Annotated in this window: 20 protein-coding genes and 1 other RNA gene; 15 read left to right on the forward strand and 6 right to left on the reverse strand. The window is 57.2% G+C overall.

Going from position 1 to position 23,636, the window contains the following annotated elements:
* Positions 1-6 precede the first annotated feature (6 nt).
* Both speA and speB read left to right on the forward strand, forming a co-directional pair.
* Positions 7-1,983, forward strand: coding sequence for a biosynthetic arginine decarboxylase (speA, locus tag ACR809_RS03790; RefSeq protein WP_004149805.1), 1,977 nt, complete (start codon positions 7-9; stop codon positions 1,981-1,983).
* 233 nt (positions 1,984-2,216) lie between these two features.
* A complete protein-coding gene (speB, locus tag ACR809_RS03795) occupies positions 2,217-3,137 on the forward strand; it encodes an agmatinase (RefSeq protein WP_002916572.1) in 921 nt (306 codons plus the stop codon).
* A 131-nt stretch (positions 3,138-3,268) separates the two neighbouring features.
* Here the strand turns inward: speB and ACR809_RS03800 are convergent, their stop codons facing one another.
* Both ACR809_RS03800 and ACR809_RS03805 read right to left on the reverse strand, forming a co-directional pair.
* Positions 3,269-4,537, reverse strand: coding sequence for an OprD family outer membrane porin (locus tag ACR809_RS03800; RefSeq protein ID WP_023280520.1), 1,269 nt, complete (start codon positions 4,535-4,537; stop codon positions 3,269-3,271).
* Between the two features lie 377 nt (positions 4,538-4,914).
* On the reverse strand, positions 4,915-5,673 hold the full coding sequence (locus tag ACR809_RS03805) for a M48 family metallopeptidase (RefSeq protein ID WP_004151780.1): 759 nt from the start codon (positions 5,671-5,673) through the stop codon (positions 4,915-4,917).
* Between the two features lie 278 nt (positions 5,674-5,951).
* Between ACR809_RS03805 and tkt the strand changes: the two genes are divergently transcribed.
* The 7 genes from tkt to ACR809_RS03840 all read left to right on the forward strand — a co-directional run bounded on the left by tkt (position 5,952) and on the right by ACR809_RS03840 (position 14,429).
* Positions 5,952-7,943 carry a transketolase gene (tkt, locus tag ACR809_RS03810; RefSeq protein ID WP_004174438.1) on the forward strand — a complete coding sequence of 664 codons (1,992 nt, stop codon included), beginning with the start codon at positions 5,952-5,954 and terminating at the stop codon, positions 7,941-7,943.
* Positions 7,944-8,328: 385 nt separating this feature from the next.
* The gene (gene epd / locus ACR809_RS03815) at positions 8,329-9,357 is read left to right on the forward strand and encodes an erythrose-4-phosphate dehydrogenase (RefSeq protein ID WP_002916512.1); all 1,029 of its coding nucleotides are present in this window, start codon (positions 8,329-8,331) and stop codon (positions 9,355-9,357) included.
* Between the two features lie 39 nt (positions 9,358-9,396).
* Complete coding sequence (gene pgk, locus ACR809_RS03820; protein WP_002916508.1) at positions 9,397-10,560, forward strand: phosphoglycerate kinase; 1,164 nt, start codon at positions 9,397-9,399, stop codon at positions 10,558-10,560.
* Positions 10,561-10,657: 97 nt separating this feature from the next.
* The gene (fbaA, locus tag ACR809_RS03825; RefSeq protein ID WP_004144748.1) at positions 10,658-11,737 is read left to right on the forward strand and encodes a class II fructose-bisphosphate aldolase; all 1,080 of its coding nucleotides are present in this window, start codon (positions 10,658-10,660) and stop codon (positions 11,735-11,737) included.
* A gap of 190 nt (positions 11,738-11,927) precedes the next feature.
* A complete protein-coding gene (locus tag ACR809_RS03830; RefSeq protein ID WP_122051059.1) occupies positions 11,928-12,785 on the forward strand; it encodes a small-conductance mechanosensitive channel MscS in 858 nt (285 codons plus the stop codon).
* A gap of 151 nt (positions 12,786-12,936) precedes the next feature.
* Positions 12,937-13,572 (forward strand): arginine exporter ArgO, encoded by a 636-nt coding sequence (argO, locus tag ACR809_RS03835; protein ID WP_004144747.1) that lies wholly within the window; start codon positions 12,937-12,939, stop codon positions 13,570-13,572.
* An 89-nt stretch (positions 13,573-13,661) separates the two neighbouring features.
* Positions 13,662-14,429, forward strand: a complete 768-nt coding sequence (locus ACR809_RS03840; RefSeq protein ID WP_002916499.1) for an oxidative stress defense protein — start codon at positions 13,662-13,664, stop codon at positions 14,427-14,429.
* Positions 14,430-14,482: 53 nt separating this feature from the next.
* Here ACR809_RS03840 and argP read toward each other — a convergent pair whose 3' ends face one another.
* Positions 14,483-15,376, reverse strand: coding sequence for a DNA-binding transcriptional regulator ArgP (argP, locus tag ACR809_RS03845; RefSeq protein WP_002916497.1), 894 nt, complete (start codon positions 15,374-15,376; stop codon positions 14,483-14,485).
* A 167-nt stretch (positions 15,377-15,543) separates the two neighbouring features.
* On the opposite strand from argP, the gene rpiA reads away from it, so the two are divergent.
* Both rpiA and serA read left to right on the forward strand, forming a co-directional pair.
* A complete protein-coding gene (rpiA, locus tag ACR809_RS03850) occupies positions 15,544-16,203 on the forward strand; it encodes a ribose-5-phosphate isomerase RpiA (protein WP_002916495.1) in 660 nt (219 codons plus the stop codon).
* Positions 16,204-16,472: 269 nt separating this feature from the next.
* Positions 16,473-17,705: a phosphoglycerate dehydrogenase gene (gene serA / locus ACR809_RS03855; RefSeq protein ID WP_122051060.1), complete on the forward strand. Its 1,233-nt coding sequence runs from the start codon at positions 16,473-16,475 to the stop codon at positions 17,703-17,705.
* A gap of 83 nt (positions 17,706-17,788) precedes the next feature.
* On the opposite strand, the gene ACR809_RS03860 is transcribed toward serA, so the two are convergent.
* From ACR809_RS03860 to zapA, 3 genes are all read right to left on the reverse strand, one after another.
* Positions 17,789-18,385, reverse strand: a complete 597-nt coding sequence (locus ACR809_RS03860; RefSeq protein WP_004144746.1) for a 5-formyltetrahydrofolate cyclo-ligase — start codon at positions 18,383-18,385, stop codon at positions 17,789-17,791.
* A 98-nt stretch (positions 18,386-18,483) separates the two neighbouring features.
* A non-coding RNA gene (ssrS, locus tag ACR809_RS03865) (6S RNA) lies at positions 18,484-18,667 on the reverse strand.
* A gap of 41 nt (positions 18,668-18,708) precedes the next feature.
* Positions 18,709-19,038, reverse strand: a complete 330-nt coding sequence (gene zapA, locus ACR809_RS03870; protein WP_002916488.1) for a cell division protein ZapA — start codon at positions 19,036-19,038, stop codon at positions 18,709-18,711.
* Between the two features lie 166 nt (positions 19,039-19,204).
* On the opposite strand from zapA, the gene ACR809_RS03875 reads away from it, so the two are divergent.
* Genes ACR809_RS03875 through ubiI form a run of 4 tightly spaced genes read left to right on the forward strand, consistent with a single transcriptional unit; the run spans position 19,205 to position 23,511 of the window.
* On the forward strand, positions 19,205-19,783 hold the full coding sequence (locus ACR809_RS03875) for a YecA/YgfB family protein (RefSeq protein ID WP_002916486.1): 579 nt from the start codon (positions 19,205-19,207) through the stop codon (positions 19,781-19,783).
* Positions 19,784-19,806: 23 nt separating this feature from the next.
* On the forward strand, positions 19,807-21,123 hold the full coding sequence (gene pepP, locus ACR809_RS03880) for a Xaa-Pro aminopeptidase (RefSeq protein WP_002916483.1): 1,317 nt from the start codon (positions 19,807-19,809) through the stop codon (positions 21,121-21,123).
* Positions 21,120-22,298, forward strand: coding sequence for a 2-octaprenyl-6-methoxyphenyl hydroxylase (gene ubiH, locus ACR809_RS03885; RefSeq protein WP_032423842.1), 1,179 nt, complete (start codon positions 21,120-21,122; stop codon positions 22,296-22,298). Before pepP ends, ubiH begins: the two co-directional genes overlap by 4 nt.
* A gap of 10 nt (positions 22,299-22,308) precedes the next feature.
* Positions 22,309-23,511: an FAD-dependent 2-octaprenylphenol hydroxylase gene (ubiI, locus tag ACR809_RS03890; RefSeq protein ID WP_002916481.1), complete on the forward strand. Its 1,203-nt coding sequence runs from the start codon at positions 22,309-22,311 to the stop codon at positions 23,509-23,511.
* Positions 23,512-23,636 lie beyond the last annotated feature (125 nt).

The following is a 23,636-nucleotide window of genomic DNA, read 5'->3' on the forward strand; positions in this document are numbered from 1 at the left end:
TTCGCTATGTCTGACGACATGTCTATGGTTTCGCCTTCGTCAGCAGGCGAACACGGTGTACTACGTTCCATGCAGGAGGTAGCGATGAGCTCCCAGGAAGCCAGCAAGATGCTGCGTACTTATAATATTGCCTGGTGGGGCAATAACTATTATGACGTCAACGAACTGGGCCACATCAGCGTTTGCCCGGATCCGGACGTCCCGGAAGCGCGCGTTGACCTCGCGGAATTAGTCAAAGCGCGTGAAGCGCAAGGGCAGCGCTTGCCGGCGCTGTTCTGCTTCCCGCAGATCCTGCAGCACCGCCTGCGCTCGATCAACGCCGCCTTCAAACGCGCGCGTGAATCGTATGGCTATAACGGCGATTACTTCCTCGTCTACCCGATCAAGGTTAACCAGCACCGTCGCGTGATTGAATCGCTGATCCATTCCGGCGAGCCGCTGGGCCTGGAAGCCGGTTCGAAAGCGGAACTGATGGCCGTGCTGGCGCACGCCGGGATGACCCGCAGCGTCATCGTCTGTAATGGTTATAAAGACCGCGAATATATCCGTCTGGCGCTGGTGGGCGAGAAGATGGGCCACAAGGTCTATCTGGTCATTGAGAAGATGTCCGAGATCGCTATCGTACTGGAAGAGGCCGAGCGCCTGAACGTGGTGCCGCGCCTTGGCGTACGTGCGCGTCTGGCCTCGCAGGGCTCCGGTAAATGGCAGTCCTCCGGCGGCGAGAAGTCCAAGTTCGGCCTCGCAGCGACCCAGGTGCTGCAACTGGTCGAAATTCTGCGCGAGGCAGGCCATCTTGAGAGCCTGCAACTGCTGCACTTCCACCTCGGTTCGCAGATGGCTAACATTCGCGATATCGCCACCGGCGTGCGTGAATCGGCGCGTTTCTACGTCGAACTACATAAGCTGGGCGTCAACATTCAGTGCTTCGACGTCGGCGGCGGCCTGGGCGTGGACTATGAAGGCACCCGCTCGCAGTCCGATTGCTCGGTGAACTACGGTCTGAACGAATACGCCAACAATATCATCTGGGCGATCGGCGATGCCTGCGAAGAGAATGGCCTGCCGCACCCGACGGTGATCACCGAGTCCGGCCGCGCGGTGACCGCGCACCATACCGTGCTGGTTTCCAACATCATCGGCGTTGAGCGTAACGAATACACCGAGGCGACCCCGCCGGCGGAAGACGCTGCGCGTCCGCTGCAGAGCATGTGGGAAACCTGGCTGGAGATGCACGAGACCGGCAACCGCCGCTCGCTGCGCGAATGGCTGCACGACAGCCAGATGGACCTGCACGATATCCACATCGGCTACTCCTCAGGCACCTTCAACCTGCAGGAGCGCGCGTGGGCGGAACAGCTGTATCTGAACATGTGCCATGAGGTGCAGAAGCAGCTCGACCCGAGCAACCGCGCCCATCGTCCCATCATCGATGAGCTGCAGGAGCGAATGGCGGATAAAATCTACGTCAACTTCTCGTTGTTCCAGTCGATGCCGGATGCCTGGGGGATCGATCAGCTGTTCCCGGTGATGCCGCTGGAAGGGCTGAACAAGTCGCCGGAGCGCCGCGCGGTGCTGCTGGACATCACCTGCGATTCCGATGGCGCCATCGATCACTACGTGGACGGCGACGGGATCGCCACCACCATGCCGATGCCGGAATACGACCCGGAGAACCCGCCGATGCTGGGCTTCTTCATGGTTGGCGCCTATCAGGAGATCCTCGGCAACATGCACAACCTGTTCGGCGATACCGAGGCGGTGGACGTGTTCGTCTTCCCTGACGGCAGCGTTGAGGTTGAGCTGTCCGACGAGGGCGATACCGTAGCGGATATGCTGCAGTATGTGCAGCTGGATCCGAACACGCTGCTGACCCAGTTCCGCGATCAGGTGAAAAATACCGGTCTGGACGATGCGCTGCAGCAGCAGTTCCTCGAGGAGTTCGAGGCGGGACTGTACGGCTATACTTATCTGGAAGACGAGTAGCCGCTGATGCCCGGTGGCGCTGCGCTGACCGGGCCTGCGTATGTCGGCCGGATAAGGCGAAGCCGTCATCCGGCAGCATGCGATACTCACTTGAACCCGTATGCATTACCGGCGATAATTCACGTCAATAAGCGATTTATCTATCAAACCCTTCCTCGTCGGGCCTAACGACGCGGAGGGGTTTTTTTATACTTATTTTTTACGTTCCACGACTGTCAAAAGAGGTCATATCCATGAGCACTTTAGGTCATCAATACGATAACTCCCTGGTATCCAATGCCTTTGGCTTTCTGCGTTTGCCAATGAACTTTATGCCGTATGAAAGCGATGCGGACTGGGTCATCACCGGCGTGCCGTTCGATATGGCGACCTCCGGGCGCGCGGGCGGCCGTCATGGCCCGGCGGCGATCCGTCAGGTTTCCACTAACCTTGCCTGGGAGCACAACCGTTTCCCGTGGAACTTCGATATGCGCGAGCGCCTGAACGTGGTGGACTGCGGGGATCTGGTGTACGCCTTCGGCGACGCGCGCGAAATGAGCGAGAAGCTGCAGGCTCACGCCGAGAAGCTACTGGCGGCCGGCAAACGTATGCTCTCCTTTGGCGGCGACCACTTCGTTACCCTGCCGCTGCTGCGCGCCCATGCCAAGCACTTTGGTAAAATGGCGCTGGTGCACTTCGATGCTCACACCGATACCTACGCCAACGGCTGCGAGTTCGACCACGGCACCATGTTCTATACCGCGCCGAACGAAGGGCTTATCGATCCGAACCACTCCGTACAGATCGGGATCCGCACCGAGTTCGACAAAGACAATGGCTTTACGGTGCTCGACGCCGGCCAGGTTAACGACCGCAGCGTTGATGACGTGATTGCTCAGGTGAAGCAGATCGTCGGCGACATGCCGGTGTACCTGACCTTTGATATCGACTGTCTGGATCCGGCGTTTGCGCCAGGCACCGGTACCCCGGTTATCGGCGGATTGACCTCAGACCGGGCGATCAAACTGGTGCGTGGCCTGAAGGATCTGAACATCGTGGGGATGGACGTAGTGGAAGTCGCTCCGGCCTACGATCAGTCCGAAATTACCGCTCTGGCGGCGGCGACTCTCGCTCTGGAAATGCTCTACATCCAGGCGGCGAAGAAGGGCGAATAAGCCGGGTAACCCCGACCCTCTCCCTTCCCGGGAGAGGGTTGCGCGCGGCACAGAGGGGTTATCAAGGCGCCGGGCGAGTGCTCCTGTGCGCCGGGAGAGGGCCGGCGCGCAGGAGAGGGGTCATTATCGCGTCAAAACACGTTAAACGGATATTCGACGTAGAACCGCACTTCATTCCCGCTGACGTTATAGTCGCTGGCGTTGCTGGAAACGCGCAGCACCGAATAGCGGAGTCTCAATTTCAAATCTTTCGCCATGCCGTTTTGCATCTGGTACTGCACCTGGTTAAACCATTCGTGTTCTTTACCGTTGCTGGTCTCGGCGGTTTTAATGTTATCCCCGCGAACGTAGGCGGTGGTCCAGCTCAGGCCCGGTACGCCCAGTCCGGCAAAATCCAGGCCATAGGAGGCCTGCCAGGAACGTTCATCCTCGCCGTTAAAATCGGACCAGTAGGAGTTAGCCAGCCAGATGGTGTTGCCGCCATCGCCGACGCCGCCCTGGTTCTGGTAGCCGCCATAATGGTAGCCGGTGCTGCCGCTGCTTTGCTGGTAAGCGACCTTAAAGGTATGAATATCCCAGATATAGCTGGCGGCCAGGCTCCAGATGCTGTTGCTGCGCCCGGTGCCATTGGCGTCGGCATATTCTTGATTTAAGCGCGAGTTATAGCCGTTGAAGTCAACAATCAGCTGCTGGTCGGCGGCGAACGGCTTCTTGTAGTTCAGGCCGAGATACTGCTTATTCAGCACGTCTTCGACGTGCGAAGCGTAAAGCGCGCCGCTGAGCTGGTCGTTGAATTGATAGCTGGCGCCGCCAAAGGTCAGGCTTTTCAGGCCGCTGTTGTGGCTGTCGTCGCTTTTGCGCTGCTGATCGGTGAGATAACCGGCGTTAATTTCCAGACCGTCGATTTCTCTTGAGGTCAGCATGGTACCGGTATAGCTCTCGTACAGCAGCCGCGAGTCATCGGCGTAGACGATAGGCAGCATCGGGCGCTGGCTACCGTAGCTGAGGACGGTATTCGAGAAGCGCATTTTAGCGGTAGCGCCAAATTTTGCTAAATCGGACTTCGCGCGGCCATCATCATCCTGGGCGAAAAAGTCGATACCGCCCGCGCCGCTGCGGCCGCGGCCGCCGTCGAGGCGCACGGCGTACTGCGCAATGCCGTCAACGCCGAAGCCGACCGGCCCTTGACTAAAGCCGGACTCGAAGGTCGCGATGATACCCTGACCCCATTCGGCTTTATCCGGCAAACCATCGCGATAATCGCGTTTGATATAAGCGTTACGTAAAAAGAGATCCAGGTGGCTGTCTTCAATAAAGCCCTGACTGGTAGATTGTTGGCTGGCGAAAGCCGGCGCGGCGGCAATAATGCCAAGTGCGATTAATGGTAATTCTTTTTTCACTGAGGGCACTTCTCTGTCTGTCGATATATTCAAGGGAATCACTGCTGACCAGATATTCTCCTGAAATAATGTCGAAAGCAATCATTGTGTGAGCAGTTATTGCAGCCGGAAACAGGTTGTATGGTGCATGAGCCGTGCGCCAGGCAGTAATGGGTGGACTATTTATTATTCGGGTAAAGACGATTCTGGAAGCCAGATAGTGTGCGGCCTTTTTAATTTACCAAATAATATATTTCTGAATCGCCGGGCATAAAATAATTGGCTGTGATGCGCTGTGATAATAATTAACGGTTTGTGCGCTTAAATTATCAATTAATGCGGCTAAATATTTTAACGGATATATAAAAAAGGGAGGCAATAATGCCTCCCGCTGATGATTATTTAATCCCGTCGGCCTTCATGCGATCGCGAATATGCTGCGCGCGCGCTTCTGAGGCCGGGTGATCGTCAAACATCGAACTCTGACGACCGGCTTCCAGCTTGGCCAGTTTCTCGAAGCTGGTGGCCAGTCCCGACGGATTGATACCGCGCTTACGCAGCAGGTCGTAAGAGTAGTCATCCGCTTCCGATTCCTGACGCTGGGAGAACTGCGAGTTCACCAGTTTTTCGCCCAGATCGCCCAACTGAGACTGCGACAGGCTACCGACGATACCGCCCGCGGAGGCCGCCGCCGCACGCACGGCGTTGGTACCCAGGGCGACCTGCATGCCTTTCTTCACGTGGCCCAGCGCGACGTGGCCCATTTCGTGGCCGATCACCGCCTCGACTTCATTATCGTTCATCAGATCCATCAGCCCGCTGTAGACGCGGATGCAGCCGTTGGCCATGGCGAAGGCGTTGACATCCTTGGTCTCATAGACCTTGTAGTTCACGGGCTGACCATTGATGTTATCGCCCAGCGCAGCCGCGATTTTGTTCAGCCGCTGGCTGTATTCACTGTTGGCCGGGGCGATTTTCGCTTTGGCGTCCATCTCTTTACAGGCCTGGTCGCTTAAGGTTTTCACCTGCGCGTCGCTGAGAGAGTATGCCTGGAAGGCTTCGGCGCCTGAGCTGAGCAGACCGTTGGAGTCCATGTTCTGACATCCGGTGAGGGTTGCTGCGATCCCAAGAGCAAGTACGGTTGAGCGAATTTTCATTTTTATCTTCCACAATCTTATGGTTGTTTATCCGAAAATACGGCGACGGCAGGGAACCGTATTCTGCGTAAATTATAAAGAGTATCGCAGGATGCGGGCGAGCGGATTCCGGCGTAGCACAACCTGTTCCAGAGATTTCTTAAAGGGCAAAAGGATGCTCCATGTACATGACTTGTCGCTTGGGTTACATTGTTCACACTTTTTTCCGGCGTAGCCCAAAACGCGCTCTCGTCAAGTCGTTAAGGGCATGGCCTTCAACAGTCCGAACTGGAGTCAAAATGTCCTCACGTAAAGAGCTTGCTAACGCTATTCGTGCGCTGAGCATGGACGCTGTACAGAAAGCCAAATCCGGCCACCCGGGGGCCCCGATGGGTATGGCTGACATTGCCGAAGTGCTGTGGCGTGATTTCCTGAACCATAACCCGAACAATCCGGCCTGGGCTGACCGTGACCGTTTTGTGTTGTCAAATGGCCATGGTTCGATGCTGATTTACAGCCTGCTGCACCTCACTGGCTACGATCTGCCGATTGAAGAGCTGAAAAACTTCCGCCAGCTGCACTCCAAAACTCCGGGTCACCCGGAAGTCGGCTACACCGCAGGCGTGGAAACCACCACCGGTCCGCTGGGCCAGGGTATCGCTAACGCGGTCGGGATGGCTATCGCCGAGAAAACCCTGGCGGCGCAGTTCAACCGTCCGGGACACGATATCGTCGACCACTACACCTACGCCTTCATGGGCGACGGCTGTATGATGGAAGGCATTTCTCACGAAGTGTGCTCCCTGGCCGGTACCCTGAAACTGGGTAAACTGGTGGCGTTCTATGATGACAACGGCATCTCCATCGACGGCCACGTTGAAGGCTGGTTCACCGACGATACCGCCAAACGCTTTGAAGCCTACGGCTGGCACGTGGTGCGCGGCGTGGACGGTCACGACGCTGACGCCATCAAACGCGCGGTAGAAGAAGCACGGGCGGTCACCGACAAACCGTCCCTGCTGATGTGCAAAACCATCATCGGTTTCGGTTCGCCGAACAAAGCCGGTACCCACGACTCCCACGGCGCGCCGCTGGGCGACGCCGAAATCGCCCTGACCCGCGAAGCGCTGGGCTGGAAACACGCGCCGTTTGACATCCCGTCTGACATCTATGCCCAGTGGGATGCCAAAGAAGCCGGCCAGGCGAAAGAAGCCGCATGGAACGAGAAGTTTGCGGCTTACGCCAAAGCCTTCCCGCAGGAAGCAGCCGAATTCACCCGCCGTATGAAAGGCGAGATGCCGTCTGACTTCGACGCGAAAGCTAACGAGTTCATCGCGAAGCTGCAGGCCAACCCGGCGAAAATCGCCAGCCGTAAAGCCTCGCAGAACGCCATCGAAGCCTTCGGCCCGCTGCTGCCGGAATTCCTCGGCGGCTCCGCAGATCTCGCGCCGTCCAACCTGACCCTGTGGTCTGGCTCTAAGCCGATCAACGAAGACGCTGCCGGGAACTACATCCACTACGGCGTGCGCGAGTTCGGTATGACCGCTATCGCCAACGGTATCGCGCTGCACGGCGGCTTCCTGCCGTACACCTCCACCTTCCTGATGTTCGTGGAATACGCGCGTAACGCGGTACGTATGGCCGCGCTGATGAAACAGCGTCAGGTGATGGTCTACACCCACGACTCGATCGGTCTGGGCGAAGACGGCCCGACTCACCAGCCGGTAGAGCAGGTGGCTTCCCTGCGCGTGACCCCGAACATGTCCACCTGGCGTCCGTGTGACCAGGTTGAATCCGCGATTGCGTGGAAATATGGCGTGGAGCGTCAGGACGGCCCGACCGCGCTGATCCTCTCCCGTCAGAACCTGGCGCAGCAGGAGCGTACCGCAGAGCAGCTGGCGAACGTGGCCCGCGGCGGTTATGTGCTGAAAGATTGCGCAGGCCAGCCGGAGCTGATCTTCATCGCCACCGGTTCAGAAGTGGAGCTGGCGGTTGCCGCATGGGACAAACTGACTGCCGAAGGCGTGAAGGCGCGCGTGGTTTCCATGCCGTCCACCGACGCGTTCGACAAGCAGGATGCGGCTTATCGCGAATCCGTACTGCCGAAAGCCGTGACCGCGCGCGTTGCCGTGGAAGCGGGTATCGCTGACTACTGGTTCAAATACGTTGGCCTGAACGGCGCTATCGTTGGCATGACCACCTTCGGTGAGTCTGCGCCGGCTGAGCAGCTGTTCGAGGAGTTCGGCTTCACCGTTGATAACGTGGTCGCTAAAGCGAAAGCGCTGCTGTAATCGCTGGTACGGTGCGGGCTGATGCCCTCACCCCAACCCTCTCCCACAGGAGAGGGTGCAAACACCAAAAACGGTAACCCCTGGGTTACCGTTTTGCTTTTATCTCGCCACCCGGATTTTTTGTATCTGCTATTCCTGAACCATGTAATACGGTTGTAAATTATTCCAGCAAAAATGTGATGTGAGTCATATAGCTGGTTTATTGCGCTGGACAAACATTCCTTTTATTCCTCATTTCGCTTATTCTAGCTGAAGCGTTTCAGTCGTTTAAATGTTCGACAATTAATCAATCAGTCGCAGTTTGCAGCTGGTAAGGTTCCCCTCAGAGCGTTGCTGGATTACTCTGTCAGCCACCTCATAACAGGGACAGCCTTGCAGGAGATCTATGACCATTCGCATCGCGATTAATGGCTTCGGTCGCATTGGACGCAACGTGGTTCGTGCTCTATATGAATCCGGGCGTCGTGCGGAAATCACCGTGGTGGCAATCAATGAGCTGGCGGATGCCGCGGGCATCGCGCATTTATTGAAATATGACACCAGCCATGGCCGTTTCGCCTGGGATGTCCGTCAGGAGCGCGAGCAGCTGTTTGTTGGCGACGATGCCATCCGTCTGCTGCATGAGCCGACCATTGCGGCGCTGCCCTGGCGCGAACTGGCGGTGGACGTAGTGCTTGACTGTACCGGCGTATACGGGAGCCGTGAACACGGTGAAGCCCATCTTCAGGCGGGGGCGAAAAAAGTGCTCTTTTCTCACCCCGGCGGCAACGACCTCGACGCGACGGTGGTGTACGGCGTAAATCAGGATGAACTTCGCGCCGGGCATCGCATTGTCTCCAACGCCTCCTGCACCACCAACTGCATTATTCCGATCATTAAACTGCTCGATGACGCCTATGGCATTGAGTCCGGCACCGTCACCACCATTCACTCGGCGATGCATGACCAGCAGGTGATTGACGCTTATCATCCGGATCTGCGGCGTACCCGCGCGGCCAGCCAGTCGATCATTCCGGTGGATACCAAACTGGCGGCAGGGATCACCCGTATTTTTCCGCAATTTAACGACCGTTTTGAAGCGATTGCCGTGCGGGTGCCGACGATTAACGTGACGGCAATTGACCTGAGCGTGACGGTGAAAAAACCGGTAAAAGCATGTGAAGTCAACCAGTTGCTGCAAAAAGCAGCACAAGGTGCATTTCATGGTATAGTTGACTATACGGAATTACCGTTGGTCTCGACAGATTTTAACCACGATCCGCACAGCGCCATCGTCGATGGTACGCAAACCCGGGTCAGTGGCGCGCATCTGATCAAAACGCTGGTCTGGTGCGATAACGAATGGGGCTTTGCTAACCGAATGCTCGACACGACGTTAGCGATGGCGGCTATTGGTTTCAGGTTCGACGCGTAAACGTCGACAAAACTTTATGAATCAACGAGAGGATTCACCATGTCTGTAATTAAGATGACCGATCTGGATCTGGCTGGTAAACGCGTTTTTATCCGTGCGGATCTGAACGTACCAGTTAAAGACGGGAAAGTAACCAGCGACGCACGTATCCGTGCATCTCTGCCGACCATTGAACTGGCGCTGAAGCAGGGCGCGAAAGTCATGGTTACTTCTCACCTGGGTCGTCCGACCGAAGGCGAGTACAACGAAGAATTCTCTCTGCTGCCGGTTGTTAATTACCTGAAAGACAAACTGTCCAACCCGGTACGCCTGGTTAAAGACTACCTGGACGGCGTGGAAGTAGCTGCCGGTGAACTGGTAGTGCTGGAAAACGTTCGCTTCAACAAAGGCGAGAAAAAAGACGACGAAGAACTGTCTAAGAAATACGCTGCGCTGTGCGACGTGTTCGTGATGGACGCTTTCGGTACTGCGCACCGCGCGCAGGCTTCCACCCACGGCATCGGCAAATTTGCTGACGTGGCGTGCGCAGGCCCGCTGCTGGCCGCTGAACTGGACGCGCTGGGTAAAGCGCTGAAAGAGCCAGCTCGTCCGATGGTCGCTATCGTTGGTGGTTCTAAAGTGTCCACCAAACTGACCGTTCTGGATTCCCTGTCTAAAATCGCTGACCAGCTGATCGTGGGCGGCGGTATCGCTAACACCTTCGTTGCCGCTCAGGGCCACAACGTCGGTAAATCCCTGTACGAAGCAGATCTGGTTGATGAAGCCAAGCGCCTGCTGGGCACCTGCGATATCCCGGTTCCGACCGACGTTCGCGTAGCGACCGAGTTCTCCGAAACCGCAACGGCAACCCTGAAATCTGTTAACGACATCAAAGATGACGAGCAGATTCTGGACCTTGGCGACGTTTCCGCACAGAAACTGGCTGAAATCCTGAAGAACGCCAAAACCATCCTGTGGAACGGCCCGGTTGGCGTATTCGAATTCCCTAACTTCCGTAAAGGGACTGAAATCGTGGCTAACGCTATCGCGGACAGCGAAGGTTTCTCCATCGCCGGCGGCGGTGACACCCTGGCAGCGATCGACCTGTTCGGCATCGCTGACAAAATTTCCTACATCTCCACTGGCGGCGGCGCATTCCTTGAATTCGTCGAAGGCAAAGTCCTGCCGGCAGTAGCGATGCTCGAAGAGCGCGCTAAGCAGTAATTCAGTTCAGGCGGGGAAACCCGCCTGTTTTTCAGCGCGCTTAAGGGCTCGCGAACCTTCTTCAACGGTCGAAGATACAGATACAGGACTAAGTAACATGTCTAAAATTTTTGATTTCGTAAAACCGGGCGTCATCACTGGCGACGACGTTCAGAAAGTGTTCCAGGTAGCGAAAGAAAACAACTTTGCACTGCCGGCGGTAAACTGCGTAGGTACTGATTCCATCAACGCCGTTCTGGAAGCTGCAGCGAAAGTTCGCTCTCCGGTTATCGTTCAGTTCTCTAACGGCGGCGCAGCGTTCATCGCAGGTAAAGGCGTGAAAACTGACGTTCCTCAGGGTGCTGCTATCCTCGGCGCTATCTCTGGCGCCCACCACGTGCACCAGATGGCTGAACACTACGGCGTGCCGGTTATCCTGCACACTGACCACTGCGCGAAGAAACTGCTGCCGTGGATCGACGGCCTGCTGGACGCCGGTGAAAAACACTTCGCCGCTACTGGCAAACCGCTGTTCTCTTCCCACATGATCGACCTGTCTGAAGAGTCCCTGCACGAAAACATCGAGATCTGCTCTAAGTACCTGGCGCGCATGGCCAAAATGGGCATGACCCTGGAAATCGAACTGGGCTGCACCGGCGGTGAAGAAGACGGCGTGGATAACAGCCACATGGACGCTTCCGCCCTGTACACCCAGCCGGAAGACGTGGATTACGCCTACACCGAGCTGAGCAAAATCAGCCCGCGCTTCACCATCGCCGCTTCCTTCGGTAACGTACACGGCGTGTACAAACCAGGTAACGTAGTTCTGACCCCGACCATCCTGCGCGACTCTCAGGAATATGTTTCCAAGAAACACAACCTGCCGCACAACAGCCTGAACTTCGTGTTCCACGGCGGTTCCGGTTCTTCCGCTCAGGAAATTAAAGACTCCGTCAGCTACGGCGTGGTGAAAATGAACATCGATACCGACACCCAATGGGCAACCTGGGACGGTATCCTGCAGTATTACAAAGCGAACGAAGCTTATTTGCAGGGCCAGCTGGGCAACCCGAAAGGCGAAGATCAGCCGAATAAGAAATACTACGACCCGCGCGTATGGCTGCGTGCTGCCCAGACTTCCATGGTGACTCGTCTGGAGCAGGCATTTAAAGAGCTGAACGCGATCGACGTTCTGTAAGAAAAATCTGTTTCTTACCCGGAAGCCCGCAGCAATGCGGGCTTTTTTATTATCTTAACAACAGGATAGCGCGGCAGAAAACTGTGATCCATTTGGCAAAACGTGCACTTATTGTTTACCCTATAACCTGACTGCCCTGTCGCAGGCTGAGTTATTTACTTCCCCCCAGGGGATTCATAAGGAATGTTAAATGGAAGATTTGAACGTTGTCGATAGCATCAACCACGCCGGGACGTGGCTGGCACGCAACCAGGAGCTGCTGCTGAGCTATGCCGTCAACATCGTCGCGGCTATCGCTATCCTGATCGTCGGGATGATCGTGGCGCGCGTCGTCTCTAATACCGTCAACCGCCTGATGCTGGCGCGTAAAATTGACGCTACCGTGGCCGATTTTCTCTCTGCGCTGGTGCGCTATGCGGTTATCGCTTTTACGCTGATTGCCGCCCTGGGGCGGGTAGGCGTGCAGACCGCCTCGGTGATTGCGGTGCTGGGTGCTGCCGGTTTGGCGGTGGGTTTAGCGCTGCAGGGATCGCTGTCGAACCTTGCCGCAGGCGTACTGCTGGTGATGTTCCGCCCGTTCCGCGCTGGCGAGTATGTCGACCTTGGCGGCGTGGCAGGTACGGTGTTGAACGTGCAGATTTTCTCCACCACCCTGCGTACCGCGGACGGTAATGTAGTGGTGGTCCCGAACGGGAAAATCATCGCCGGCAATATCATTAACTTCTCCCGGGAGCCTGCGCGTCGCAATGAGTTTATTATCGGCGTCGCTTACGATGCTGATATCGACAAGGTAAAGCAGCTGCTGACCTCGATTATCGAATCTGACGATCGAATTCTGCGCGATCGGGAAATGACCGTTCGTCTGAACGAACTCGGCGCCTCGTCGGTGAACTTCGTGGTGCGCGTGTGGAGCAAAAGCAGCGATCTGCAAAACGTCTACTGGGATATCCTCGAGCGTATCAAGCGTGAATTTGACGCCAACGGCATCAGCTTCCCTTACCCGCAGATGGATGTTCATGTGGTGCGCCTGCCGGAAAAAGCAGAGTAAACCGCCTCTCAATAACTCAGGCCGGCCATGCCGGCCTTTTTCAATAGCTCATCATTAGTTGTTCTAATTAATGATTAATTATTTAAATTTCCGCTAATAATTCATTCACGCTATAGTCAGCGCCACTCTCGAACTCAGCGGATAAATCCTTATGTTTACTTATTACTTTCAGGGGCTTGCCCTGGGAGCGGCTATGATATTGCCGCTTGGCCCACAAAATGCCTTTGTGATGAATCAGGGGATCCGTCGTCAGTATCATCTGATGATTGCCCTGCTATGCGCGGTCAGCGACTTGCTGTTAATCTGCGCTGGCATTTTCGGCGGTAGCGCACTGCTGATGCAATCCCCGTGGCTGCTGGCGCTAGTGACCTGGGGCGGCGTGGCCTTTTTGCTGTGGTATGGCTTCGGCGCATTGAAAACGGCGTTCAGTCAGAGTCTTGAACTCGCCAATGCAGAGGTAATGCAGCAGGGGCGCTGGAAAATCATCATCACCATGCTGGCGGTGACCTGGCTTAACCCGCACGTTTATCTGGACACCTTTGTGGTGTTAGGCAGTCTGGGAGGTCAGCTGGCGGTGGAGCCGAAGCGCTGGTTTGCGCTAGGGACCATTAGCGCCTCTTTCCTGTGGTTCTTTGGCCTGGCGCTGTTAGCCGCCTGGCTGGCGCCGAGACTGCGTACCGCCAGAGCCCAGCGGATCATCAATATTGTGGTCGGCGCCGTCATGTGGTTTATTGCGTTTCAGCTGGCAAGAGAAGGCGTCAGCCATATCCAGGCGTTGCTTAACTAAGCGTTGTCCGATGGACTTTCCTGCTGTACGCGCTAAGCTTGCTTGCATGCGTCCCGTAAGGGCGATTTAAGTAACATGGAGAAACGACAGTGAAGTTAAAAGTCTTAGCCCTGGCGGCAACACTCGGATTGACCACGATGGCGGCACAGGCCAGCGAATTGCCGGATGGCCCGCACATTGTGACTTCAGGCACAGCAAGCGTTGCCGCGGTTCCGGACATCGCCACCCTGGCGATTGAAGTGAACGTGTCGGCAAAAGACGCCGCGTCGGCAAAAAAACAGGCTGACGATCGCGTTGCGCAATATCTCTCTTTCCTCGAAAAGAGCGGTATTGCTAAAAAGGACATCAACTCGGCGAATCTGCGTACCCAGCCTGATTACGACTATCAGAACGGGAAAAGCATTCTGAAAGGCTATCGCGCGGTGCGCACAGTGGAAGTGACCTTGCGCCAGCTGGATAAACTCAACGGTCTGCTGGATGGCGCCCTGAAAGCGGGTCTCAACGAGATTCGCTCCGTCTCGCTGGGCGTTGCGCAACCGGACGCCTACAAAGATAAAGCGCGTAAAGCGGCGATCGACGACGCCGTGCATCAGGCGCAGGAGCTGGCCGCAGGCTTCCACAGCAAGCTGGGTCCGGTGTACAGCGTGCGCTACCATGTCTCCAACTATCAGCCGAGCCCGATGGTTCGCATGATGAAGGCCGCTGACGCTGCGCCGGTTTCTGCCCAGGAAACCTACGAGCAGGCGACTATCCAGTTTGACGACCAGGTCGATGTAGTCTTTGAGCTGCAGCCGGCGCAAGCCGCTGCTCCAGCCACCCCGGCGAAACCGGCGGAAACGCCGAAACCGGCCCAGTAAGCGATAGAAACAAAAAAGCCACTTCAGCGAAGTGGCTTTTTTATGCCCGCGGTTTAATCCTGACGCAGCACCTTGTGTCCGTAGTCAATGAGCGCATCGGTCACCCGGCGCATCATGCGGCTTTCCGGGGCGAAGCGGTGCCAGTAGAGCATGCGGCGCTGGAACAGGCCCGGGGTGAGATCGATAAGTTCGCCGCTGTTGAGCTCTTTTTCGATCTGCAGATGCGGGATCATACAGCAGGTGGTGCCCTGGCGCGCCAGCTGCACGAAAGCTTCCGACGAGTTGACGATGTGGCAGGGGACGCTGCCCGGCGGCAGGTCGAAGTTTTGCTGCAGGAACGCCTGATGCATATCGTCCAGATGGTCGAAGGCGACGACCGGCGCCTTAAGCAGCGCCGAACGCGTCACGCCATTCGGGAAATAGCGTTGCGCAAACTCTTTTGATGCGACAAACAGGTAATCGAGCGCCCCCAGCTGATCCACCAGGCAGCTTGGCAGCGCCTGCGGCTGGATACTCACTGCGCCCACTACTTCGCCACGGCGCAGGCGCTCCTGGGTGCGGGTTTCATCTTCCACCTGCAGGTTGAGACGAATAGGGGAGTCTGACAGAACATTGGCCAGCGCCGGCAGCAGCCAGGTCGCCAGACTGTCGGCGTTCACCGCCAGCGACAGCAGCAACGGCGTAGAGCCGGTTTGTTCATCGCCCAGCCACTCTTCCTCCAGCAGTTCAACCTGGCGCAACAGAGCCAGCAGTTTCTGTCCTTGCTCGGTGGGGCGCGGCGGCACGGTACGCACCAGCAGCGGCTGGCCGAACATATTTTCCAGCTGCTTAATACGCTGTGAGACGGCGGACTGGGTAATACATAGCTTCTGCGCGGCGCGCTCAAATCCTCGTTCCCTAATCACCGCATCCAGCGCTTGTAGTGTCCTGTAGTCCGGTCGTTTCATTATTCTGGCGTGCCCCCATAACTAATCGTTATCTCGCACTATGACATAAATTTTTATTTGATACAGACGAAATTGGTCTGTTCAGTTGTGTGATCTGCATCGCAGGGACATTTCCACTATCGATGTTCTATAATGCGCCACAGGCATTCACATCTCGGACCAGAATTATGACGCAGGATGAACTGAAAAAAGCGGTAGGTTGGGCAGCACTGCAATATGTACAGCCAGGGACTATTGTCGGCGTAGGCACCGGCTCGACGGCGGCCCATTTTATTGACGCGCTGGGCACCATGAAGGGGCAGATCGAAGGGGCGGTTTCCAGCTCCGACGCCTCCACCGAGAAGCTGAAAAGCCTCGGGATCACCGTCTTCGATCTTAACAGCGTCGATCGCCTGGGGATCTATGTTGACGGCGCGGATGAGATCAACGGCCATATGCAGATGATCAAAGGCGGCGGCGCGGCGCTGACCCGTGAAAAGATCATCGCCTCGGTCGCGGATAAATTTATCTGCATCGCCGACGCCTCCAAGCAGGTCGATATTCTGGGCAAGTTCCCGCTGCCGGTGGAAGTCATTCCGATGGCGCGCAGCGCCGTGGCGCGTCAGCTGGTCAAGCTGGGCGGCCGTCCAGAGTACCGTCAGGGCGTGGTGACCGATAACGGCAACGTGATCCTTGACGTGCACGGCCTGGAAATTCTCGATGCGATCGCGCTGGAAAACGCGATCAACGGTATTCCTGGCGTCGTCACCGTGGGGCTGTTCGCCAACCGTGGCGCCGACGTGGCGCTGATTGGCACTGCCGACGGCGTGAAGACCATCGTAAAATAGTCTGTCCGCAGGGAGCCGACCGGCTCCCTCGCAAATATTTTTTCACCAGGTGCAATTTGGTGACTTCTGTCACATTTATGCAACCATTCTGATTTACACGCTACCATTTCTTCTCTTTCTGGTGTTTTGTCCTGCGATTTCCCTCTGGATGACATTTCTTCAGGACGGCGACGCAAACGTTCATATTGCCGCGATAGTTTTTTTTGATATGTTGCTGAGACGAACTTTCGTTCAGCACGACATCAGTTAAGACAAAACAGGACGGGGAAATGGCTAAGGTATCACTGGAAAAAGACAAGATTAAATTTCTGCTGGTTGAAGGTGTGCATCAAAAGGCAATCGATAGCCTTCGCGCAGCGGGTTACACCAACATTGAATTTCATAAAGGCGCGCTGGATTCAGAACAGCTGAAAGCGGCGATCCGTGATGCCCATTTCATCGGCCTGCGTTCCCGTACCCATCTGACTGAAGAGATTTTCGCCGCAGCGGAAAAACTGGTTGCCGTCGGTTGCTTCTGCATCGGGACCAACCAGGTCGATCTGAACGCCGCTGCGAAGCGCGGTATTCCGGTGTTTAACGCGCCGTTCTCTAACACCCGCTCGGTGGCCGAGTTGGTGATCGGCGAACTGCTGCTGATGCTGCGCGGCGTGCCGGAAGCCAACGCCAAAGCGCACCGCGGGGTGTGGAACAAGCAGGCGGTCGGCAGCTTCGAAGCGCGTGGTAAAAAGCTGGGCATCATCGGTTACGGCCACATCGGTACCCAGCTTGGCATTCTGGCGGAATCGCTGGGAATGCACGTCTTCTTCTATGATATTGAAAACAAACTGCCGCTCGGCAACGCCACTCAGGTACAGCATCTCTCCGACCTGCTGAACATGAGCGATGTGGTCAGCCTGCACGTGCCGGAAAACGCCTCTACCAAAAATATGATGGGCGCGGAAGAACTGGCGCTGATGAAGCCGGGCGCGCTGCTGATCAACGCCTCCCGCGGTACCGTGGTGGACATTCCGGCGCTATGCGATGCGCTGGCCAGTAAGCATCTGGCCGGGGCGGCTATCGACGTCTTCCCGACTGAACCTGCGACCAACAGCGACCCCTTCACTTCGCCGCTGTGCGAGTTTGATAACGTGATCCTCACACCGCATATCGGTGGCTCCACTCAGGAAGCGCAGGAGAACATCGGTCTGGAAGTAGCTGGCAAGCTGGCGAAATACTCTGACAACGGGTCAACCCTGTCGGCAGTTAACTTCCCGGAAGTTTCTCTACCGCTGCACGGCGGCCGTCGTCTGCTGCATATCCATGAGAACCGGCCGGGCGTCCTGACCGCAATCAACCAAATCTTCGCCGCGCAGAGCATCAACATTGCCGCCCAGTATCTGCAAACGTCGCCGCAGATGGGCTACGTGGTGATTGATATTGAAGCGGAAGAAGATGTTGCCCAGCAGGCGCTGCAGGCAATGAAAGCGATCCCGGGGACTATCCGCGCCCGTCTGCTGTTCTAATCATTTTTGCCTCTCGGGCAGGTCGCGTACCTGCCCGTTTTTTTGTTAATACTTTCCAGGCTGAATTTCTCGTCCCCGCGTACCTACCAACACCAGGTTTTTCCCGGGGTGATGACCGCCGGCAGCGGGATATCCCACTCTTCGCTCGGCAGGCTATCCACCTGCTGGCAGTCGTGCGCGTAGCCCACCGGCTGCAGGCGATACTGCTGCCAGTTTTGCAGCGTCCGGTCGTAAAAACCGCCGCCCATTCCCAGCCGTTGGCCACTGACATCGAAGGCCACCAGCGGGGTCACCAGCACATCGAGTTCAGCCAGCGGCAGCACATCCCGCACATCGAGCTTCGGTTCGCGGATCTTCAGGCGATTCACGATCAGTTGGCTCTGCGGATGGTAGTGTAAAAACAGCAGATTGCCGGGGCTAAAGGGATGCAGCACCGGGAGATATACCCGCTTGCCGGCGCGCCAGAGCTGGTCGATCAGCGGCTGGGTGTCCAGCTCGCCGTCAAAGGAGAGAAACAGCGCCACGTTGTGGGCGAGAACTATCGGCGGCCAGGCCATCATCCGCTCGGCGGCCTGTTGGGCAAACAGGCGCTGTTGCTCCGGGCTGAGTGCGCGTCGACGATCGCGGATCTGCTGGCGAATATGCTGACGGGAGAGCAGGGTATCGGGCTGTATAGTCATGCAGGTCTCGTTACGAGCTGGCGAAACAATAGGAGCAAGTGTAATACAGGGCGGCTTCAGCCGAAAACACGTATGGGGGATGATGCGAAGTAAAGAAGGGAATCTCCGAGATGCCGCCGCAGGCTGTAACCCTTGAACCCTTGGTTCAAGGTGAATGTGTCGTCACGGTTTTAAGGCTTCTCGGACGAACCGAGCATGCTCACCAACCGTGGAGCGCCACATTCTTGTGGTATGAAATATCGGCTCAGGGGACTGGCCCGCTTGCAAACATCTCAGAGAAATTTTGTTCTTGCGATTACTCTAACACAGTTAACTGCAAAGTGTTATTCAAACTTCGACCCTGGCTTTTCGCTTATGCGACCTTGCTCAAGCAATGCTTGTTCGATGGTCTGCTGAAGCATGCGAATGCGCTGCTCCATGCTGGAAGCGTAGTCGCGGGTCTTCGCTTTTTCCTGAGTCAACTCATAGCTGATGTTCAACGCCGCGATGAAGACCAGCTGCTCAGTATTTGTGACTCTAGTGCGTTCTTTTAAATCTTGCAACCGCTGATTAAGGTCTTCAGCTGCCTGATTCAGGGCATCCCTTTGTTCAGGCGGGCAATTCACTCGCAGTGAACGGCCGAAAATTTGGAGATCTACGGGTTGTGCAGACATGCCACCTTCCTGCTGATTGACTGCGCTGCCTTCACACCCTGGCCCGGGTCTGCGAAGGGGCGACACTATAGCTACCCTGGTGCGAAGATACAAGCCCTATTCTGGTTCACCAGGGTCCAAAGTGGTAGCATACCATGAATATTCCTCCCAACGATGACGAATGCGCATGTCTATACAGAACGAAATGCCTGGTTACAACGATGTAGACCAGTTACTGAACCAACAAGGGGTAGGTCTCACCCCGGCCGAAATGCACGGTTTGATCAGCGGATTGCTGTGCGGCGGCAACACGGACAGCAGCTGGCAGCCGCTGGTGCACGACCTGACCAACGAAGGTCTCGCCTTTGGCCATGAACTGGCTCAGGCGCTGCGTAACATGCATTCCGCCATCAGCGATTCACTGGATGACGACGGTTTCCTCTTTCAACTGTATCTGCCGGAAGGCGATGCGGTGAGCGTCTTTGACCGTGCCGACGCCCTCGCCGGTTGGGTCAACCACTTCCTGCTTGGTCTTGGCGTTAGCCAGCCGAAGCTGGATAAAGTGAAGGATGAAACCGGGGAAGCGATTGACGATCTGCGTAATATTGCCCAGCTGGGCTACGATGAAGACGAAGATCAGGAAGAGCTGGAAATGTCTCTGGAGGAGATTATCGAGTATGTCCGCGTTGCCGCACTGCTGTGCCACGACACCTTTGCCCGTCAGCAGCCAACCGCACCGGAAGTCCGCAAACCGACATTACACTAACTAAAATTCGTTCAGGGGGCGTCATGACTCAGCAGGAATTTCTATCGCGTCGCCAGACGCTGTTGGCGCAGATGCAGCCAGGCAGCGCGGCGCTGATTTTCGCCGCACCGGAAGCGGTGCGCAGTGCAGATTCGGAATATCCCTACCGGCAGAACAGCGATTTCTGGTACTTCACCGGCTTTAACGAACCGGAAGCGCTGCTGGTGTTGATTAAAAGCGATGAAACCCACAACCATAGCGTGCTGTTCAACCGGGTTCGCGATCTGACCGCTGAGATCTGGTTTGGACGCCGTCTGGGCCAGGAGGCCGCGCCGGCGAAGCTTGGCGTCGACCGGGCGCTGGCGTTCAGCGAAATCAACCAGCAGCTGTATCAGCTGCTCAACGGTCTGGACGCGATCTACTTCGCCCAGGGTGAATATGCCTATGCCGATGAGATTGTGTTCAACGCCCTCGAAAAACTGCGCAAAGGCTCGCGCCAGAATCTGCAGGCGCCGAACTCGGTTATCGACTGGCGGCCCATTGTGCATGAGATGCGCCTGTTTAAATCCGCGGAAGAGCTTGCCGTGATGCGCCGCGCCGGGGAGATCACCGCGCTGGCCCATACCCGGGCGATGGAAAAATGCCGCCCTGGCATGTTCGAATATCAGCTGGAAGGTGAAATTCTCCATGAATTCAACCGCCACGGGGCACGTTTCCCCTCCTATAACACCATCGTTGGCGGCGGCGAAAACGGCTGTATTCTGCACTACACCGAAAACGAATCTGAACTGCGCGACGGCGATTTAGTCCTGATTGACGCCGGCTGCGAGTATCGCGGCTATGCCGGGGACATTACCCGCACCTTCCCGGTAAACGGTAAATTTACCCAGCCGCAGCGCGAGATCTACGACATTGTGCTCGAATCGCTGGAGACCGCGCTGAAACTCTATCGGCCGGGCACCTCGATCTGTCAGGTCAACCAGGAAGTGGTGCGCATTATGATTACCGGCCTGGTGCGGCTGGGGATCCTGAAAGGCGAGATTGACGAGCTTATCGCCAACAACGCCCACCGCCCGTACTTTATGCATGGCCTGAGCCACTGGCTGGGTCTGGATGTGCACGATGTCGGTAATTACGACACCGACCGTTCGCGCGTCCTGGAGCCGGGAATGGTGCTGACCGTCGAGCCGGGACTGTATATCGCCACCGATGCCGACGTGCCGGCGCAGTATCGCGGCATCGGCATCCGTATTGAAGATGACATCGTGATTACCGAAGACGGTAACGAAAATCTCACCGCCGGCGTGGTGAAGAAGGCGGATGAGATCGAGGCGCTGATGGCGGCGGCGCGCCAGTCATGAGCGTGCTGATCGTCGGGGGCGGGATGACCGGGGCGACGCTCGCGCTGGCCATCTCCCGTTTGACTGGCGGCGCGCTGCCGGTCCACCTCATTGAAGCGCAGGATCCGCATTCGTCACGCCACCCTGGCTTTGACGACCGGGCGATCGCCCTGGCTGCGGGCACCTGCCAGCAGCTGGCGCGTATCGGTATCTGGCAACGCCTCGCCGAACGCGCGACGCCCATCCAGCGAGTACACGTCAGCGACCGCGGTCATGCCGGGTTTGTGAATCTGGCGGCGGCGGATTATGGCCTGTCGGCGCTGGGCCAGGTGGTTGAACTCCACGATGTCGGCCAGCGGCTGTTTGGTCTGCTGCGCGAGGCGCCAGGCGTCACGCTGCACTGTCCGGCGAAAGTGGAAGCGGTCAGTCGCAGCCAGGAGAGCGTCAGCCTTACGCTTGAGGGCGGCGAAATCATTAACGGTAAGCTGCTGGTGGCGGCGGACGGTTCCCGTTCGGCACTGGGCGCCCGCTGCGGCATCAGCTGGCAGCAGCAGCCGTATGAGCAGATAGCGATCATTGCTAACGTCAGCACCGCGTTGCCCCACGAAGGTCGCGCCTTCGAGCGCTTTACCGAGCATGGCCCGCTGGCGATGCTGCCGATGTCGCAAGGGCGCTGCTCGCTGGTGTGGTGTCATCCGCAGTCGCGCCGCGATGAGGTGCAGAGCTGGACTGACGAACGCTTTTGTCAGGAGCTGCAGCAGGCATTCGGCTGGCGGCTGGGGCGTATTACCCACGCCGGGAAGCGCAGCGTCTATCCGCTGGCCCTCACCACCGCCAGCCGCGCGGTGTCGCACCGCCTGGCGCTGGTCGGCAACGCGGCGCAGACGCTGCACCCGATCGCCGGGCAGGGCTTTAATCTCGGCCTGCGCGATGTGATGAGCCTGGCGGAATTACTCGCTGACGCCCATCTCAGCGGCGAAGATGTCGGTCATTATCCACTGCTGTGCCGCTATCAGGCGCGCAGGGCAGGGGATAAAGCCGCCACCATCGGCGTGACCGATGGGCTGGTGCATCTGTTTGCCAACCGTTGGGCGCCGCTGGTGGCGGGGCGCAACGTCGGTCTGATGGCGATGGAATTATTTACCCCGGCGCGCGATGCGCTGGCGCAGCGTACCCTCGGTTGGGTTCCCCGTTAAGGAGTAGAACGTGCAAAGTGTTGATGTTGCCATTGTTGGCGGTGGAATGGTGGGGCTGGCGGTAGCCTGCGGTCTACAGGGTAGCGGCCTGCGCGTCGCAGTGCTGGAGAAAGCAGAGCCGCGACCGCTGGCCGCCGATGCGCCGCCGGCGCTGCGCGTTTCGGCAATTAATGCCGCCAGCGAAAAGCTGCTGACAAAGCTGGACGTCTGGCGCGAGATCGTCGCCCAGAGGGCCAGCTGCTATCACGGTATGGAAGTGTGGGATAAAGACAGCTTTGGCCACATTAGCTTCGATGACCAGAGCATGGGCTTTAGCCACCTTGGCTATATTATCGAAAATGCCGTAGTGCATCATGCATTGTGGCAGAAGGCGCAGCGTTGCGCTGACGTTACCCTGCTGGCTCCGGCGGAACTTCAGCAGGTGGCGTGGGGCGAGAATGAAGCCTTTCTCAGCCTGCAGGACGGCAGCATGCTGACCGCGCGGCTGGTGATCGGCGCCGATGGCGCCAATTCATGGCTGCGCAATAAAGCCGATATTCCGCTGACCTTCTGGGATTACCATCATCATGCGCTGGTGGCGACCATCCGTACCGCTGAGCCGCATCAGGCGGTGGCCCGCCAGGCGTTCCATGGCGACGGGATCCTCGCCTTCCTGCCGCTCAGCGATCCGCACCTGTGCTCGATCGTCTGGTCGCTATCGCCGGGGGAAGCGCAGCGGATGCAGCAGGCTGATGAAACCACCTTCAACCAGGCGCTGAATATCGCGTTCGATAATCGCCTTGGCCTCTGCCAGCTGGCAAGTGAACGTGAAGTTTTCCCTCTGACCGGCCGCTATGCCCGTCAGTTTGCCGCCCATCGACTGGCGCTGGTCGGCGATGCCGCGCATACCATCCATCCGCTGGCCGGGCAGGGGGTCAACCTCGGTTTTATGGATGCCGCCGAGCTTATTGACGAGCTGAAGCGCCTGCACGCTCAGGGCAAAGATATCGGCCAGCATCTTTATCTGCGCCGCTACGAGCGCAGCCGCAAGCACAGCGCGGCGCTGATGCTGGCGGGCATGCAGGGCTTCCGCGAAATGTTCTCCGGGAGCCATCCGGCGAAGAAATTTCTTCGCGATGTGGGACTCAAACTGGCCGATACGCTGCCGGGCGTGAAACCGCAGCTGATTCGCCAGGCGATGGGCCTCAACGATCTGCCTGCCTGGTTACGTTAACCGCGTCACACTTCTTTCACCCGGCCTGGGCGCCGGGTTTTCCCCCTCATTTGAAATATTCTAATTTCACCTCTTTTTTCGCATTAGATTTATTAATGCGTCCTTTTTTTTGTTAAAGAAATTAG

It is taken from the genome of Klebsiella sp. CD33, from assembly GCF_051992865.1.
GTDB lineage: Bacteria > Pseudomonadota > Gammaproteobacteria > Enterobacterales > Enterobacteriaceae > Klebsiella > Klebsiella pneumoniae.